The organism is Agrobacterium vacciniicorymbosi (assembly GCF_040427045.1).
Classification (GTDB): Bacteria; Pseudomonadota; Alphaproteobacteria; order Rhizobiales; family Rhizobiaceae; genus Agrobacterium.
The window spans coordinates 137828-151249 of record NZ_JBETMF010000010.1 but is presented as its reverse complement, the minus strand read 5'-3'; the positions used below and the strand labels follow the sequence as shown (position 1 = coordinate 151249).

At 59.0% G+C, this 13422-nt stretch carries 15 protein-coding genes; 7 read left to right on the top strand and 8 right to left on the bottom strand.

Annotated elements, in window-relative coordinates; translation table 11 throughout:
- Positions 1–20: 20 nt before the first annotated feature.
- Positions 21–446: an Hsp20 family protein gene (locus ABUK73_RS16650; RefSeq protein WP_112497855.1), complete on the bottom strand. Its 426-nt coding sequence runs from the start codon at positions 444–446 to the stop codon at positions 21–23.
- A gap of 182 nt (positions 447–628) precedes the next feature.
- Between ABUK73_RS16650 and ABUK73_RS16645 the strand changes: the two genes are divergently transcribed.
- A complete protein-coding gene (locus tag ABUK73_RS16645) occupies positions 629–1573 on the top strand; it encodes a nucleoside hydrolase (protein ID WP_353578243.1) in 945 nt (314 codons plus the stop codon).
- A gap of 149 nt (positions 1574–1722) precedes the next feature.
- Here ABUK73_RS16645 and ABUK73_RS16640 read toward each other — a convergent pair whose 3' ends face one another.
- Positions 1723–2583 (bottom strand): LOG family protein, encoded by an 861-nt coding sequence (locus ABUK73_RS16640; RefSeq protein WP_353578242.1) that lies wholly within the window; start codon positions 2581–2583, stop codon positions 1723–1725.
- A 137-nt stretch (positions 2584–2720) separates the two neighbouring features.
- Between ABUK73_RS16640 and dapD the strand changes: the two genes are divergently transcribed.
- Genes dapD through ABUK73_RS16620 form a run of 4 tightly spaced genes read left to right on the top strand, consistent with a single transcriptional unit; the run spans position 2721 to position 6010 of the window.
- Positions 2721–3575, top strand: coding sequence for a 2,3,4,5-tetrahydropyridine-2,6-dicarboxylate N-succinyltransferase (gene dapD / locus ABUK73_RS16635; RefSeq protein WP_353578241.1), 855 nt, complete (start codon positions 2721–2723; stop codon positions 3573–3575).
- A gap of 17 nt (positions 3576–3592) precedes the next feature.
- Entirely contained in the window at positions 3593–4786 is a 1194-nt protein-coding gene (gene dapE / locus ABUK73_RS16630) for a succinyl-diaminopimelate desuccinylase (protein ID WP_353578240.1), read from the top strand.
- Positions 4773–5387, top strand: a complete 615-nt coding sequence (locus tag ABUK73_RS16625; protein ID WP_353578239.1) for a hypothetical protein — start codon at positions 4773–4775, stop codon at positions 5385–5387. The genes dapE and ABUK73_RS16625 overlap by 14 nt, the downstream gene beginning before the upstream one ends.
- 26 nt (positions 5388–5413) lie before the next feature.
- Positions 5414–6010 (top strand): hypothetical protein, encoded by a 597-nt coding sequence (locus tag ABUK73_RS16620; RefSeq protein ID WP_113086402.1) that lies wholly within the window; start codon positions 5414–5416, stop codon positions 6008–6010.
- A 246-nt stretch (positions 6011–6256) separates the two neighbouring features.
- Here the strand turns inward: ABUK73_RS16620 and arsC are convergent, their stop codons facing one another.
- Genes arsC through def form a run of 4 tightly spaced genes read right to left on the bottom strand, consistent with a single transcriptional unit; the run spans position 6257 to position 8945 of the window.
- Positions 6257–6661 (bottom strand): arsenate reductase (glutaredoxin), encoded by a 405-nt coding sequence (arsC, locus tag ABUK73_RS16615; RefSeq protein WP_353578238.1) that lies wholly within the window; start codon positions 6659–6661, stop codon positions 6257–6259.
- On the bottom strand, positions 6639–7445 hold the full coding sequence (truA, locus tag ABUK73_RS16610) for a tRNA pseudouridine(38-40) synthase TruA (RefSeq protein WP_353578237.1): 807 nt from the start codon (positions 7443–7445) through the stop codon (positions 6639–6641). Before truA ends, arsC begins: the two co-directional genes overlap by 23 nt.
- A complete protein-coding gene (fmt, locus tag ABUK73_RS16605) occupies positions 7445–8380 on the bottom strand; it encodes a methionyl-tRNA formyltransferase (RefSeq protein WP_353578236.1) in 936 nt (311 codons plus the stop codon). The genes truA and fmt overlap by 1 nt, the downstream gene beginning before the upstream one ends.
- Before the next feature lie 52 nt (positions 8381–8432).
- Positions 8433–8945: a peptide deformylase gene (gene def, locus ABUK73_RS16600; RefSeq protein WP_353578235.1), complete on the bottom strand. Its 513-nt coding sequence runs from the start codon at positions 8943–8945 to the stop codon at positions 8433–8435.
- 149 nt (positions 8946–9094) lie between these two features.
- Between def and ABUK73_RS16595 the strand changes: the two genes are divergently transcribed.
- The gene (locus ABUK73_RS16595; protein WP_353578234.1) at positions 9095–10291 is read left to right on the top strand and encodes a DNA recombination protein RmuC; all 1197 of its coding nucleotides are present in this window, start codon (positions 9095–9097) and stop codon (positions 10289–10291) included.
- A gap of 49 nt (positions 10292–10340) precedes the next feature.
- The gene (locus tag ABUK73_RS16590; protein WP_353578233.1) at positions 10341–11240 is read left to right on the top strand and encodes a ribokinase; all 900 of its coding nucleotides are present in this window, start codon (positions 10341–10343) and stop codon (positions 11238–11240) included.
- Positions 11241–11243: 3 nt separating this feature from the next.
- On the opposite strand, the gene trmB is transcribed toward ABUK73_RS16590, so the two are convergent.
- Together trmB and metK are read right to left on the bottom strand one after the other, a co-directional pair.
- Complete coding sequence (gene trmB, locus ABUK73_RS16585) at positions 11244–11942, bottom strand: tRNA (guanosine(46)-N7)-methyltransferase TrmB (protein WP_353578232.1); 699 nt, start codon at positions 11940–11942, stop codon at positions 11244–11246.
- Between the two features lie 107 nt (positions 11943–12049).
- On the bottom strand, positions 12050–13315 hold the full coding sequence (metK, locus tag ABUK73_RS16580) for a methionine adenosyltransferase (protein ID WP_353578231.1): 1266 nt from the start codon (positions 13313–13315) through the stop codon (positions 12050–12052).
- Between the last annotated feature and the right edge of the window lie 107 nt (positions 13316–13422).

Here is a 13422-nt window from a genome sequence, read left to right as displayed (position 1 = left end):
AATCGGTGGCGTGCAGAATCCTACTGTGAGACGGAAATGTTAATTTTCTTCACCACGTTGGAGATTTCCGGTCGCGTCAGATCGATGGAGAGCAGCCCGTTGCGCAAGCGCGCATCATTGACCTGCATCCCATCCGCCAGCACGAAAACCCGCTGGAATTGGCGCGCAGCAATGCCGCGATAGAGATAGTCTTTTGCATCCTGTTCCTGCTGGCGTCCACGGATGACGAGCTGATTGTCAGCCGTCGTCACTTCCAGATCGTCTTCGGAAAATCCGGCCACCGCAATGGTGATTCGCAGGCGCTCGGGGCTGTTTCCCTCGGCGGCTAGGCGTTCGATATTATAGGGCGGATAACCATCATTCGCCTTTGCCATGCGCTCCAGCGTTTTTTCCATGGCATCGAAACCCAGCATCAGCGGGTGCGTGAAAGGTGTCATGCGACTCATATGTTTCAGTCCTTGTACCCAAGCGACGATCGTCAGCCCCGTTTACGGCGGCTTTCCTGCATATGGTAATATAGTGTTTGCAACGCAAGAATGCCGTGCTGCTAAAACTCTGCACTGGCGCGTGCTTGACAAGCTTTCGAAACAGGCCTGAAAAGGCGTGTGATAGAAAAAACAGGACAATCATGGCCGAGCGCAGAAAAATCATTATCGACACCGATCCGGGGCAGGACGACGCAGCCGCCATCATGCTGGCATTGGCAAGCCCGGAGGAAATCGAAGTCCTCGGTCTTTGCGCCGTTGCAGGCAACGTGCCGCTGAAGCTGACCAGCCGCAACATTCGCATCATGCTGGAACTGTGCAACCGCACGGAAATCCCTGTCTATGAAGGCTGCGAGCGCCCGCTGGTCCGCGCACCGATTACTGCCGAGCACGTTCACGGCAGCACCGGGCTGGACGGCCCAACCCTGCCGGAGCCGGTTCTCGAAGCGCAATCGCAAAACGCCATCGACTTCATCATCGAGACGATCCGCCGCGAGCCGGAAGGCACTGTAACACTCTGCACGCTGGGCGCGCTGACCAACATCGCCACCGCCTTACAGAAGGCGCCCGATATTGCGCCGCGTGTAAAAGAACTGGTGCTGATGGGTGGCGGCTTCTTCGAAGGCGGCAACATCACGCCCGCTGCCGAATTCAACATCTATGTCGATCCGCAGGCCGCCGACATCGTCTTTCGGTCCGGCATTCCGCTGGTCATGATGCCGCTCGATGTGACGCACAAGCTGCTGACCACCAAGTCCCGCGTTGCCGCCATCCGCGATATCGGCACCCGCCCGGCGATTGCCATGGCAGAAATGCTGGAATTCTTCGAACGCTTCGACGTGGAGAAATACGGCTCCGACGGCGGCCCGCTGCATGACCCGACCGTGATTGCCTATCTCATCAAGCCGGACCTGTTCGAAGGCCGCGATTGCAATGTCGAGATCGAGGTGAATTCCGAACTCACCATCGGCATGACGGTTGTCGACTGGTGGAAGGTTACGGGCCGTGAACCGAATGCCCGCGTCATGCGCGATGTGGATGCGGATGGCTTCTTCGCGCTTTTGACGGAGCGGTTTGCGCGGATTTGATGGTGAGTTGAGGGCGGGTGCCGCCCTCTCCTCACGTCACCCTCGGGCTTGTCCCGAGGGTCTAACCACGTTTCATGTTGTGGTTCGTTAGATCCTCGGCACAGGGCCGAGGATGACGAGTGGTGGGCACGGTGCTGCCCTTCGAACACTCAAAGCTCATAAAAATCCGCAACGACCTTCCAAGCATCCTCAGCCGTTTCGCAGAAATGCAGCAGATCCATATCATCTGGCGCAATGGTGCCGAAATCAGCCAGCGCTTCAAAATTGATGATGGAGCGCCAGAAAGCCTCGCCAAACAGAATGAGTGGAATGGGTGCCATGCGCTTGGTCTGGATCAGGGTGAGCGTTTCAAACAGCTCGTCCATGGTGCCAAAGCCGCCGGGGAACACCACGACTGCCTTGGCGCGCATCAAAAAGTGCATCTTGCGGATGGCGAAATAGTGGAAGTTGAAGCTGAGGTCCGGCGTCACATGCGGGTTGGGTGCCTGCTCGTGCGGCAGCAGGATGTTGAGGCCGATTGATGGCGCACCGGCTTCCGACGCGCCGCGATTGCCCGCCTCCATCACGCCCGGTCCGCCACCCGTCATGACAACATATTCGCGGTGGTCATGCTTTTCGGATTCACCGGCGCAGAGTTTTGCGAACTTACGAGCCTCATCATAATAAACGGATGCCGCTTCGAGATTCTTTCTCTGCGTTTCGTTGCGCGCCGCCCAGGCTTCGCCGCCCGGTTCGGGAATGCGCGCGCCCCCAAACAGAACGACGGTGGATTTGATGCCGCGCTCGGTCAGGATCATTTCCGGCTTCATCAGTTCCAGTTGCAACCGGATGGGACGCAATTCTTCGCGGCACAGAAAATCGGTGTCGGTATAGGCCAGACGATAGGATGGTGAGGCAGATTGCGGGGTTTTGGGCAGGCCTTCTGCCTGCTGCTTGTCATCCGAGCTGGATTTCAACGGGTCCCAGACGCCATCCTTGCGCCGCAACTTGCCATTTTTCAGTTTTGCCATGTCCATGCCTTTCGTACAGCCGCGCCAAATCACATTGACGCCCTTGAAACACTCGCTTAGAGCAATTGACCATATCCGGCCAGCGCGCGGATGTTTCCCTGTATGTGACGATAGTCAGCGAAGTTTAAGGAATTCTCATGAGCATCTCGGATCTTGGCTCCCTTGAAACAATCATCGAAACCGCATTCGATCATCGCGACAGCGTTACAATATCGACCAAGGGCGAAGTTCGCGATGCCGTCGAAACCTCGCTGAACCTGCTCGATGGCGGCAAGGCACGCGTTGCTGAAAAGCAGGCCGACGGAAGCTGGAAAGTGAACCAGTGGCTGAAAAAGGCCGTGCTTCTGTCCTTCCGTCTCAACGATATGGAGATCGTCACCGGCGGTCCCGGCGAATCCACATGGTGGGACAAGGTGCCCTCCAAATTCGAGAACTGGGGTGAAAACCAGTTCCGCGCCGCAGGCTTCCGCGCCGTGCCGAATGCCGTCGTGCGCCGCTCCGCTTACGTAGCCAAGAACGTCGTGTTGATGCCGTCCTTCGTCAATCTCGGCGCCTACGTCGATGAAGGCACGATGGTCGATACATGGGCGACCGTCGGTTCCTGCGCGCAGATCGGCAAGAACGTCCACCTGTCCGGCGGCGTCGGCATCGGTGGCGTGCTTGAGCCGCTTCAGGCTGGCCCGACCATTATCGAAGACAATTGCTTCATCGGCGCTCGCTCGGAAGTCGTCGAGGGCTGCATCATTCGCGAAGGTGCCGTTCTCGGCATGGGCGTGTTCATCGGCAAGTCCACCAAGATCGTGGATCGCGCCACTGGCTCGATCACCTATGGCGAAGTGCCGCCCTACTCGGTCGTCGTCGCTGGCACCATGCCGGGCAAGCCGTTCCCGAATGGCGAGATGGGTCCAAGCCTCTACTGCGCCGTCATCGTCAAGACCGTGGACGAGAAGACCCGCTCCAAGACCGGCATCAACGAGTTGCTGCGCGACTGATAGAAGTAGACTGACCCATGCACGCCACCGATCCCGTCGCCAATCTCGCCGCCCTCATCCGTTGCCCGTCGGTGACACCCAAAGAAGGTGGCGCGCTGACGCTGCTCGACAGCCTGCTCTCCCCACTCGCCTTTGCGGTGGAGCGTGTGATGGCGACGGAAGAGGGAACGCCTGACGTCGAAAATCTCTACGCCCGGCTTGGCGATCAAGGCCCGCATCTGATGTTTGCGGGCCATACGGATGTCGTGCCCGTGGGTGACGAGACCGCCTGGAGCCATCCGCCCTTTGCCGCTGAAATTGCAGGTGGTGAGATGTTCGGGCGCGGTGCTGTCGATATGAAGGGTGGCATTGCCTGCTTCGTCGCGGCCATTGCACGCCATATCGAAAAACACGGGAAACCTGAGGGCTCCGTGTCCTTCCTCATCACCGGCGATGAAGAGGGGCCGTCTATCAACGGCACATCCAAGCTTCTGGAATGGGCCGCCGCCAAGGGCGAGACATGGGATGCCTGCGTCGTGGGCGAACCCACCAACCCGGACCAGCTGGGCGACATGATCAAGATCGGCCGCCGCGGCTCACTTTCTGGCCGCATCGTGGTTCATGGCGTGCAGGGCCACGCCGCCTATCCGCATCTGGCCGACAATCCCATTCGCGGCCTGCTGCAACTGACCCACGCGCTGATGGACCCGCCCTTCGATAACGGCACGGATAATTTCCAGCCATCCAACCTCGAAGTGACGACCATCGACACCGGCAATGCGGCAACCAACGTCATTCCGGCGAAGGCGACGGCTGCATTCAACATCCGTTTCAACGATACGTGGACGGCAGAGACACTGCGCGCCGAGATCATTCGCCGTCTGGATGAAGCCGCTGCCGATGGCGTGCTGCGCCCGGATCGTTCGCCGGTCACATATGACCTCGTCTGGGCCGACCGCCCAGCCCATGTTTTCCTGACCCGCAACAATGCGCTGATTTCATCGCTGTCGGGCGCGGTGGCAGAAGTCACCGGAAACGAGCCGAAGCTATCGACCACCGGCGGCACGTCCGATGCCCGTTTCATCAAGGACTATTGCCCGGTGGTGGAATTCGGCCTCGTCGGCCAGACCATGCACATGGTGGATGAGCGCGTGGCCGTCGCAGATCTGGAAACCCTGACCCGTATCTACGAGACCTTCCTCGAACGCTGGTTTGACCATGCCGTCGCGTAGCGAGGTTGCGCGCAGTTTAAAGGGCCTTTGGGCGCTGGGAGCGGGCGACCAAGAAGGCATGCAGGCTTTTGATACATTGATTGCGGGCGTGGCGCGCTCATTTCTTGCGATCGTCTGGTCACTACCGGCTATCATTGCCTATTTCATATTTCTAAGGCTGGAGTTTCTCACTGAAACGCCAGATGCCGATCAAGGCAGCGTCGATTTCTACGTCAAAGTCGGTGCAATCGAAGCCGTTGCCCTGATCTTAACGCCGCTTCTGATTTGTCTGTTCGTTCCGCTGTTGAGAATGAACATATCGGCAAGCGCACTGATTGTTCTCACGAACTGGTTTCTGGTGCCATCGAGCTACGTATCAGTCGCTCTCATTTATCTCGCATCTATCTTTGATCAGGCAGGTAAGTTGAGTTCGATAATTTCCCTTGTGGTGCTTGCTGGAGGATTTCTGCTGCTCGCCGCATGGCTTTGGACTGTGTTAAGAACCGCAAGTGGCGCGCATGTGTGGAAAATCTTTTGTCTGCTCGTTCTCACACTCGCACCGCAGTCTTTGATCAGCACGGCTTTGGCGAGCTTTCTAGGGATATCCCCTGCCTATGAATAGATTTGCGAAGAGCGCGCGGGGACATCATGCCATCGTATAACGAGATAACCTTATACGTTAGAGGCCTGTGGCTGCTGTTTCTGGGCGATCCGGCTGGTGGGCGTTTGCTGGATTTGACGGATCGCGGCATGGCCCGGTCTTTCTATGCGGCCCTGTGGTGCCTGCCGTCCATGGCCCTGTCATGGTACTGGTGGCATGAGGCCTATCTGTCCGTTTTGCCGAAAGGTGTCGGCACCGGCGCCATCTTCTTTTTGCGGCTGGCCATGGTCGAGGCCATCTGCTGGATGGTGCCGCTGATCCTCATCGGGCTCTTGCTGGTGGCATTCGGTGCCAAGCAGAAGTTTTCCGCCCTCGTCGTCGTCGCCAACTGGCTGTCGCTGCCCTTTTCCTATGCCTATGCAACGCTGATCCTGATCGCGCTGCTGGTTCCTTCCTTGCAGGGTTTGGTCGCGATCCTGTGGTTTTCGCTGTTGCTGACGCTGGTCTTCAGCTTTTCCCGTATCGTGAAGTTCTTCGTGCGGGAACAGCCCCTGCTCGTCGCCGCACTCGTCATGACACTGCTCATTCCCGGCATGATCCTGTCGGAAGTGCTGCAACGCTTTCTGGGCGTCTATCCCAGCTGAAGACTGGTTTGTGAATCGTTTCATTACAGGCGTGGCGGGCGTGGCTCACCCCCTCTGTCCTGCCGGACATCTCCCCCACAAGGAGGGAGATCGGCAAGACGCAAACGCGTGCCTCACCAGCAGGGTTAAAGATGGGCGAGAGCTAGCAACAAGTCGATCTCCCCACCTGTGGGGAGATGTCCGGCAGGACAGAGGGGGGGTGAGCCAAACCCGCCACCGCCTACTGTCGCCTGGCTTCCGCAAAAATCAGCGTTCAGGCACAACCTCGCCATCTTCCTTGGTGAAGCGACCGATGCTGCCATCGGCCAGAATATCCAGCACGAGTTCCGACGGGCGGCAGAGGCGCGCGCCCTTGTCCGTCACCACGATAGGCCGGTTTAGAATGATTGGATGCGCTTCGATGGCATCCAGCAAGGCATCGTCGCTCAAGCTCTCGTCCGAAAGGCCAAGCTCCGCATAGGGCGTGCCTTTTTCCCGCAGGAGGCTGCGCAGCGGCACGCCGATCTTTTGCGCAAGAGAGACGATCTCGGCGCGTGATGGCGGCGTCTTCAGATATTCGATGATAACGGGTTCTTCGCCAGATTGGCGGATCATGGCCAGCGTGTTGCGCGACGTGCCGCAGGCGGGGTTATGATAGATCGTCACCGTCATTGTTCGTCTCCGTTCTGGGCAGGCGCGGCGGTATCACGTCAGGATAATCGACCTGCATGAAATAGAGGCCATCAGGCGGGGCGACCGGGCCGCAGGCCTTGCGGTCACGCGCCTCCAGCGCTGCTTTCACATCATCGACCGTCATGCCGCCATCACCGGCCAGCTTCAGCGTGCCGGCAAAGGAGCGGATCTGATTGTGCAGAAAGCTTTGCGCCGTCGCGCGGATCTCGATCAGGTCGCCATCGCGCGTCACATCCAGCCGGTCGAGCGTTCTGACCGGACTGTTGGCCTGGCAGTGAACGGAGCGGAAGGTGGTGAAATCATGCCGACCGACCAGCGTCTGGGCTGCCGCATGCATGACCTCATGGTCGAGGTCTTTCGACACCCACCAGGCCCGCTTGTGTTCCAGCGCCAACCGGGATTTGCGGCAGATGATGCGGTAGAGATAGTGGCGGCGCAGCGCCGAAAAGCGTGCGTCGAAATCCTCGGTGACAGCTTCAACATCGAGAACCGAAACTGCCTCTCCGGCCATGGCCAGATGCGCATTCAGCGCGTTGCGCAGCTTGTAAGGCTCCCAGGCGCGGATGAGGTCGACATGCACAACCTGACCCCTGGCGTGAACGCCAGAATCGGTGCGGCCTGCGCCACGAAAGCTGACCGTCTCTGTCGTCAGCGACAGCACGGCTGCTTCCAGCGCGCCCTGAACGGACGGACCATTGGTCTGTCGCTGCCAGCCGAAATAGGGGGAACCGTCATATTCGACGGTCATGCGGAAGCGTGGCATCAGCCGAGCCTCGTACCGACAGCAACGGGCGTACCGCGCAGGAAGTCTGCGGCCAGCATCGGCTTACCACCCGCCTTTTGCAGACGCACCAGCCGTACCGCACCGCTTCCGCAGGCGACCGTCAGGGCATCGTCCAGAACGGAGCCAGCTTCGCCCATGCCGCTTGCCAGTTCCGTCTCCAGAACCTTCACACGCTCCGCCTTGCCATTGATCTCCATTTCGAACCAAGCGCCGGGAAAGGGCGAGAGGCCGCGAATGTGATTGTGCACATCCTGGCTGGACCAGGAAAAATTGATGCGGGTCTCGGCCTTGTCGATCTTGGCGGCGTAGAGAACGCCCTCTTCCGCCTGCGGTGTCAGCGGCAGATCGCGATCTTCAAGCTTCAGCATCGCCTCGCGCATCAACCGCGCACCCGCCAGCATCAGGCTGTCATGCAATTCGCCAGCGGTCGTGTTCGGACCGATGGCAACCTTTGCCGTCAGCGCGACGGGGCCGGTGTCCAGCCCCTTTTCCATCTGCATCACCATCATGCCGGTTTCGGTATCGCCAGCCATAATCGCGCGCTGAATGGGGGCCGCGCCGCGCCAGCGCGGCAGCAGCGAGGCGTGACCATTGTAGCAACCAAGGTCTGTGCCATTCAAAATGGCCTCTGGCAGCAGCAGGCCATAGGCAACGACGACGGCCACGTCAGCATTGAAGGCCTTGAACTCCACCCTGTCTTCTTCCGCCTTGAAATTTAGCGGCGTCAGCACCGGAATGCCGAGCAATTCGGCAGCCTGATGCACGGGCGATTTCTGGAGATCGAGCCCGCGACGACCACCGGGCCGTGGCGGCTGCGTATAGACAGCGGAGATCTGATGGCCCGCATCGACCAGCGCGCGCAGCGTGGGAACGGAAAATTCCGGTGTTCCCATGAAAATAATGCGCAGTGCCATGCTCGCCCCCTGCCCTCAAAGACCCGATATGCCGACCGCCAAGTCAGGCAAATCAGACTTTTGCGCGGGCCGCCTTGGTGAATTTCTTGATGACCATATCCCGTTTCAGGCGGGAAATGTGGTCGATGAACAGAACACCGTTCAGATGGTCGATTTCATGTTGCAGACAGGTGGCCAGAAGGCCATCGGCTTCCACCGTCTGCTGTTTGCCGTCGCGGTCGATATAGCCAACCGTCAGCGAAGCTGGACGCTCCACCTCGGCATAATAATCCGGAATGGATAGACAGCCCTCCTCATAGGTCGAAACATCGTCCGACACTGTGAGGATTTCCGGGTTGATGAAAACGACCGGCTTGCGGTCTTCGTCTTCGCGCGAGATGTCGATGACCAGCATGCGGCGCGGCACGCCGATCTGGATGGCGGCAAGGCCGATGCCCGGCGCATCATACATGGTTTCCAGCATATCATCGGCAAGACGCACGATCTCGGCATCCACCCGTTCGATAGGCTTGGATTGCTGGCGCAACAACGGATCAGGCAAAATAATAAGCGGTTTGATGGTCATGGCTTCCCATAACGCATCTCATCTTTGGAGGAAACAAAAAATAAAGGCCCGGAATAAGGTCTGTTTCAGCGATCCATAGGACTCAATTAGGCCCCAGAAATGTTCTTGGTTTGATCTTACGAATCACGAGAAATCTGGTAGATTTGCGCATGAACATCGATCTCACTGCCCTTGGTACGACAGCTTTCAGTCTCGGCGACCTGCATATATCGGTCGGCGCTTTGCTCGGCATCATCGTCGCAGGCTGTCTGGTGGCTGCCGCCTTCGTCTGGCGCAGACCGCCTGTCGTCGATCAGTCGCGCGATGAAATCACCGAGCTTCTCAGAACCCAATCGGAACTGCATGGCCGCATCGCCGCCATGACGGAAAGCCTGAGCGCCCGCCAGAACGAGATGAGCCAGACGCTGAACGACAGGCTGGACGGCATGTCGCAGCGCATCGGCACCACCTTGACGGAGCAGACACGCTCCACGCACGAGAATCTCAGCAAGTTGCAGGAACGCCTCGCAGTCATCGATGCCGCGCAGGGCAATATTCAGGACCTGGCCAAGGACGTCATCGGCCTGCAGGCGATCCTCAACAACAAGCAGACGCGCGGTGCGTTCGGGCAGGCGCGTATGGAAGCGCTGATTGCCGACGCGCTGCCCTCCGGCTCCTATAGCTTGCAGCCCACACTTTCGAACGGGTTTCGTCCTGATTGCACGATCAAGATGCCGAACAATGCGCCACCGCTGGTTATCGACGCCAAGTTTCCGCTGGAAGCATGGAATGCGCTGAAGGCGGAAGAGGGGGCCGACGGCAAACGCGCCGCCACCCAGCAGTTTCGCCGCGATATGGAGGTGCATATTCGCGATGTCGCGGACAAATATCTCATATCAGGCGAAACGCAGGATACGGCCTTCATATTCGTTCCCTCGGAATCGATCTTTGCCGATATCCACCAGCATTTCGAAAATCTGGTTCAGCGCGCCCACCGCTCGCGCGTGGTGATCGTCTCGCCATCCTTGCTGATGCTCTCCGTGCAGGTCATCCAGTCGGTGCTGAAAGACCAGCGAATGCGCGAACAGGCGCATCTCATTCAGGGCGAAGTGGCGATGCTGATGGATGATGTGCGGCGTCTGGACGAGCGGACCCGCAAATTGCAGGCGCATTTCGGGCTGGTGCAGAAGGATGTGGACATGATGCTGACCTCGTCAGACAAGGTGCTGGCGCGCGGTATCAAGATCGAAAGCCTCGATTTCGCACCATCGCAAAAGGAAATCGCCCATCTGGAGGCCGAACAGTTGCGGCGCATCGCGGATGTGCGCGCTGGCACCGCCAAGCTGAGGGTGGTTGACGACGAGTGATCCACTCGGCAAAGTCGCCTTCTTTTTCGTCCCTTATGGAATGACCCGCATGATCACAGTTTTCGGCTCCATCAACATGGACCTCGTTGCCATTTCCGACCGCCTGCCAAAGCCGGGCGAGACGGTGACTGGCAAGACATTTTCGACCGCAGCCGGTGGCAAGGGTGCCAATCAGGCGCTGGCGGCACGCCGGGCGGGTGCAGAGGTGAAAATGGCGGGTGCCGTTGGCGACGATAGTTTCGCTGCGCCTGCCCTGACCCTGCTGCGTGATGCAAGGGCGGACCTGTCACTGGTCAAGACCGTTGCCGTCCCCACCGGAACCGCCGTTATCCTCATTGGTGAGGGCGGTGAAAACATGATTTCGGTCATTCCCGCCGCCAATGGCGAAGTCTCGGAAGCCGATGCAGAACGCGCCCTCTCTGAAATGGCGGCAGGCGATATCCTGATGTTGCAGTTCGAGGTTCCCGCCGAAGCCATCGAAGCCGCGCTGAAGGCCGCCAAGGCAAAGCGCGTGACCACGCTCATCAACACCGCGCCGCTGACGTCTGAGGCGCAGCGCCTGTCGCGACTGGCGGATGTCGTCATTGCCAATGAGACTGAATTCGAACTGCTGATCGGCAAAAACGGCCTGTCTTCCGACCAGCGGGAGAAGGAACTCGCCGCCCTGCATGACGAAACTGGCCAGACGCTGATCGTCACGCTGGGCGCAGAAGGCGTGATTGCCATTCGCAACGGCAAGCTCGTCAAGGCCAAGGGCCTGAAGATCGAGCCGGTCGATACGGTCGGTGCGGGTGATACGTTCTGCGGCTATCTGGCCGCGAGCCTCGATGCCGGTCTGGATTTCGAGGCAGCGCTTCGCCGTGCTGCCGTCGCCGGTTCGCTGGCCTGCACCAAGCCCGGCGCCCAGCCATCCATTCCCGTCGCATCCGAGGTGGATGCGAAGATTTGACAATCAGGTGCGGATGAAGGTGAGATAGGCGGAGCTGCGACCCTCACGCTTCGCCTTGTTCTCGTAACGCGTGCCCGGCCAATTGGCGAAGGGCGTCGTCCAGTCGGCAGAGACCTGCGCCGTCCATTCGAAACCGCCATGGGCGGCGCAATGCTGCAGCGTCCAGTTGATATAGGTGTCGATATCGGAGGCGAAGCAGAACTTGCCGCCGGGCTTCAGCACCCGGTGGAACCGCGCCAGATTGACGTCCGATACGAAACGGCGCTTCCAATGCTTCTTCTTCGGCCATGGATCGGGATAGAGCAGATCGATATGGTCGATGCACGCATCCGGCAACCAGTCCAGCAATTGCGTCGCGTCGTCGTCATAGAGGCGGATGTTCATCAGCTCGCGCTCTTTCACGCTGCCCAGAAGCTTTGCCATGGAATTGACGAAGGGCTCGACGCCGATGAAACCGGTATCAGGATTTTCAGAGGCGCGGTGAATCAGATGCTCACCACCGCCAAAGCCGATTTCGAGGCGAATGGATTTCACATCGGCGGGAAAAAGCGCCGCGAGGTTTTTGGGCGGCTGCGTCGCCAGGTCCACCTTCAGCAAAGGCAGAAGGTTCTCGATCGTATCGACCTGCTGGTTGCGCAGCGGCTTGCCTTTACGCCGGCCAAAAAACGCTTCCGTTGCGCGTGAACGCCGCTCTTCCGTCATGTCAACACTCTCAGCAAATGGATAACCCGCACCGCGCCTGTTTATGGCGCTGTGCGGGTTTCAAAACCTTCAGACCGTATCTCTCAATCAACGGCGATTGACAAGCCTTATGCGGCTTTCAATGCATCCTTGAGCGGCTTGACGAGATCCAGCTTCTCCCAGGAGAAGGAACCGTCACGACCGGCCTTGCGACCGAAATGGCCGTAGGAGGACGTCTTTGCGTAGATTGGCTTGTTGAGGTCAAGGTGGCGACGGATGCCGGAAGGAGACAGATCCATGACCTTGCGGATCGCTGCTTCGACTTCGTCTTCGCTCAGCTTGCCGGTCTGGTGCAGATCGACATAGACCGACAGCGGCTGGGCCACGCCGATGGCGTAGGACAGCTGAATGGTGCAACGTTCTGCGAGACCAGCAGCCACGACGTTCTTTGCGAGATAGCGGGCAGCATAGGCAGCCGAACGGTCGACCTTGGTCGTGTCCTTGCCGGAGAATGCACCGCCGCCGTGTGGGGCTGCACCGCCGTAAGTGTCCACGATGATCTTGCGGCCCGTCAGGCCCGCGTCACCATCAGGACCACCGATCACGAACTTGCCGGTCGGGTTGATGTACCACTGGCAATCATTGGCGATCTTGAGGTCGCCAAGAGCTTCGCGGATGTAAGGCTCCACGACGTCGCGAACCTTCTTCGAATCCCAGCTGGCATCCAGATGCTGCGTGGAGAGAACGATGGAGACTGCTTCGGATGCCTTGCCATCGACGTAGCGCACGGTCACCTGGCTCTTCGCGTCAGGGCCAAGCTTTGCAGCTTCGCCTTCGCCGCTCTTGCGGGCGGTGGCCAGAAGCTGAAGAATGCGGTGCGAATAATAGATCGGGGCCGGCATCAGGTCCGGCGTTTCCTTGCAGGCGTAACCGAACATGATGCCCTGGTCGCCAGCGCCTTCGTCACCCTGCTTGTCGGATGCATTGTCCACGCCCTGCGCGATGTCGGCAGACTGTGGGTGCAGCAGCACGTCGATCTTGGCCGTCTTCCAATGGAAGCCGTCCTGCTCGTAACCGATGTCACGAATGGCCTTGCGCGCCGCAGCCTTGAACTTGGCCGGGTTGATGACCGGATGGCCGCTCGCGTCCTTCAGGACGTTGCCTTCCTTGTCTTTCTTCAACAGCGTGTCGGGAACGCGGACTTCGCCAGCGATAATCACGCGATTGGTCGTGGCAAGCGTTTCGCAAGCAATGCGCACAGTCCACGGATCGACGCCGGTCTTGGCGGCTTCACGATAGATGAGATCGACGATTTCATCGGAAATGCGGTCACACACCTTGTCAGGGTGACCTTCAGCAACAGACTCGCTGGTGAACAGGTAATTAGCGCGCATGCGGGATTCCCCTCAAAGAAGTGTCTTCCGGTTTGTTAGTCAGTTTGGTCGAAAAAAACAAGGACACAACGACATAAATATATCTTTATATGAGAATTCCTAACTCA

What these genes read in the sequence shown, in the direction of transcription:
- dapD (WP_353578241.1), top strand. Translation starts at nt 2,721, where the DNA reads ATGAGCATCTCGGATCTTGGCTCCCTTGAAACAATCATCGAAACCGCA.
- trmB (WP_353578232.1), bottom strand. Translation starts at nt 11,942, where the DNA reads ATGACGGAAGAGCGGCGTTCACGCGCAACGGAAGCGTTTTTTGGCCGG.
- dapE (WP_353578240.1), top strand. Translation starts at nt 3,593, where the DNA reads ATGCACGCCACCGATCCCGTCGCCAATCTCGCCGCCCTCATCCGTTGC.
- ABUK73_RS16590 (WP_353578233.1), top strand. Translation starts at nt 10,341, where the DNA reads ATGATCACAGTTTTCGGCTCCATCAACATGGACCTCGTTGCCATTTCC.
- arsC (WP_353578238.1), bottom strand. Translation starts at nt 6,661, where the DNA reads ATGACGGTGACGATCTATCATAACCCCGCCTGCGGCACGTCGCGCAAC.
- truA (WP_353578237.1), bottom strand. Translation starts at nt 7,445, where the DNA reads ATGCCACGCTTCCGCATGACCGTCGAATATGACGGTTCCCCCTATTTC.
- ABUK73_RS16625 (WP_353578239.1), top strand. Translation starts at nt 4,773, where the DNA reads ATGCCGTCGCGTAGCGAGGTTGCGCGCAGTTTAAAGGGCCTTTGGGCG.
- ABUK73_RS16645 (WP_353578243.1), top strand. Translation starts at nt 629, where the DNA reads ATGGCCGAGCGCAGAAAAATCATTATCGACACCGATCCGGGGCAGGAC.
- ABUK73_RS16620 (WP_113086402.1), top strand. Translation starts at nt 5,414, where the DNA reads ATGCCATCGTATAACGAGATAACCTTATACGTTAGAGGCCTGTGGCTG.
- ABUK73_RS16650 (WP_112497855.1), bottom strand. Translation starts at nt 446, where the DNA reads ATGAGTCGCATGACACCTTTCACGCACCCGCTGATGCTGGGTTTCGAT.
- fmt (WP_353578236.1), bottom strand. Translation starts at nt 8,380, where the DNA reads ATGGCACTGCGCATTATTTTCATGGGAACACCGGAATTTTCCGTTCCC.
- def (WP_353578235.1), bottom strand. Translation starts at nt 8,945, where the DNA reads ATGACCATCAAACCGCTTATTATTTTGCCTGATCCGTTGTTGCGCCAG.
- metK (WP_353578231.1), bottom strand. Translation starts at nt 13,315, where the DNA reads ATGCGCGCTAATTACCTGTTCACCAGCGAGTCTGTTGCTGAAGGTCAC.
- ABUK73_RS16640 (WP_353578242.1), bottom strand. Translation starts at nt 2,583, where the DNA reads ATGGCAAAACTGAAAAATGGCAAGTTGCGGCGCAAGGATGGCGTCTGG.
- ABUK73_RS16595 (WP_353578234.1), top strand. Translation starts at nt 9,095, where the DNA reads ATGAACATCGATCTCACTGCCCTTGGTACGACAGCTTTCAGTCTCGGC.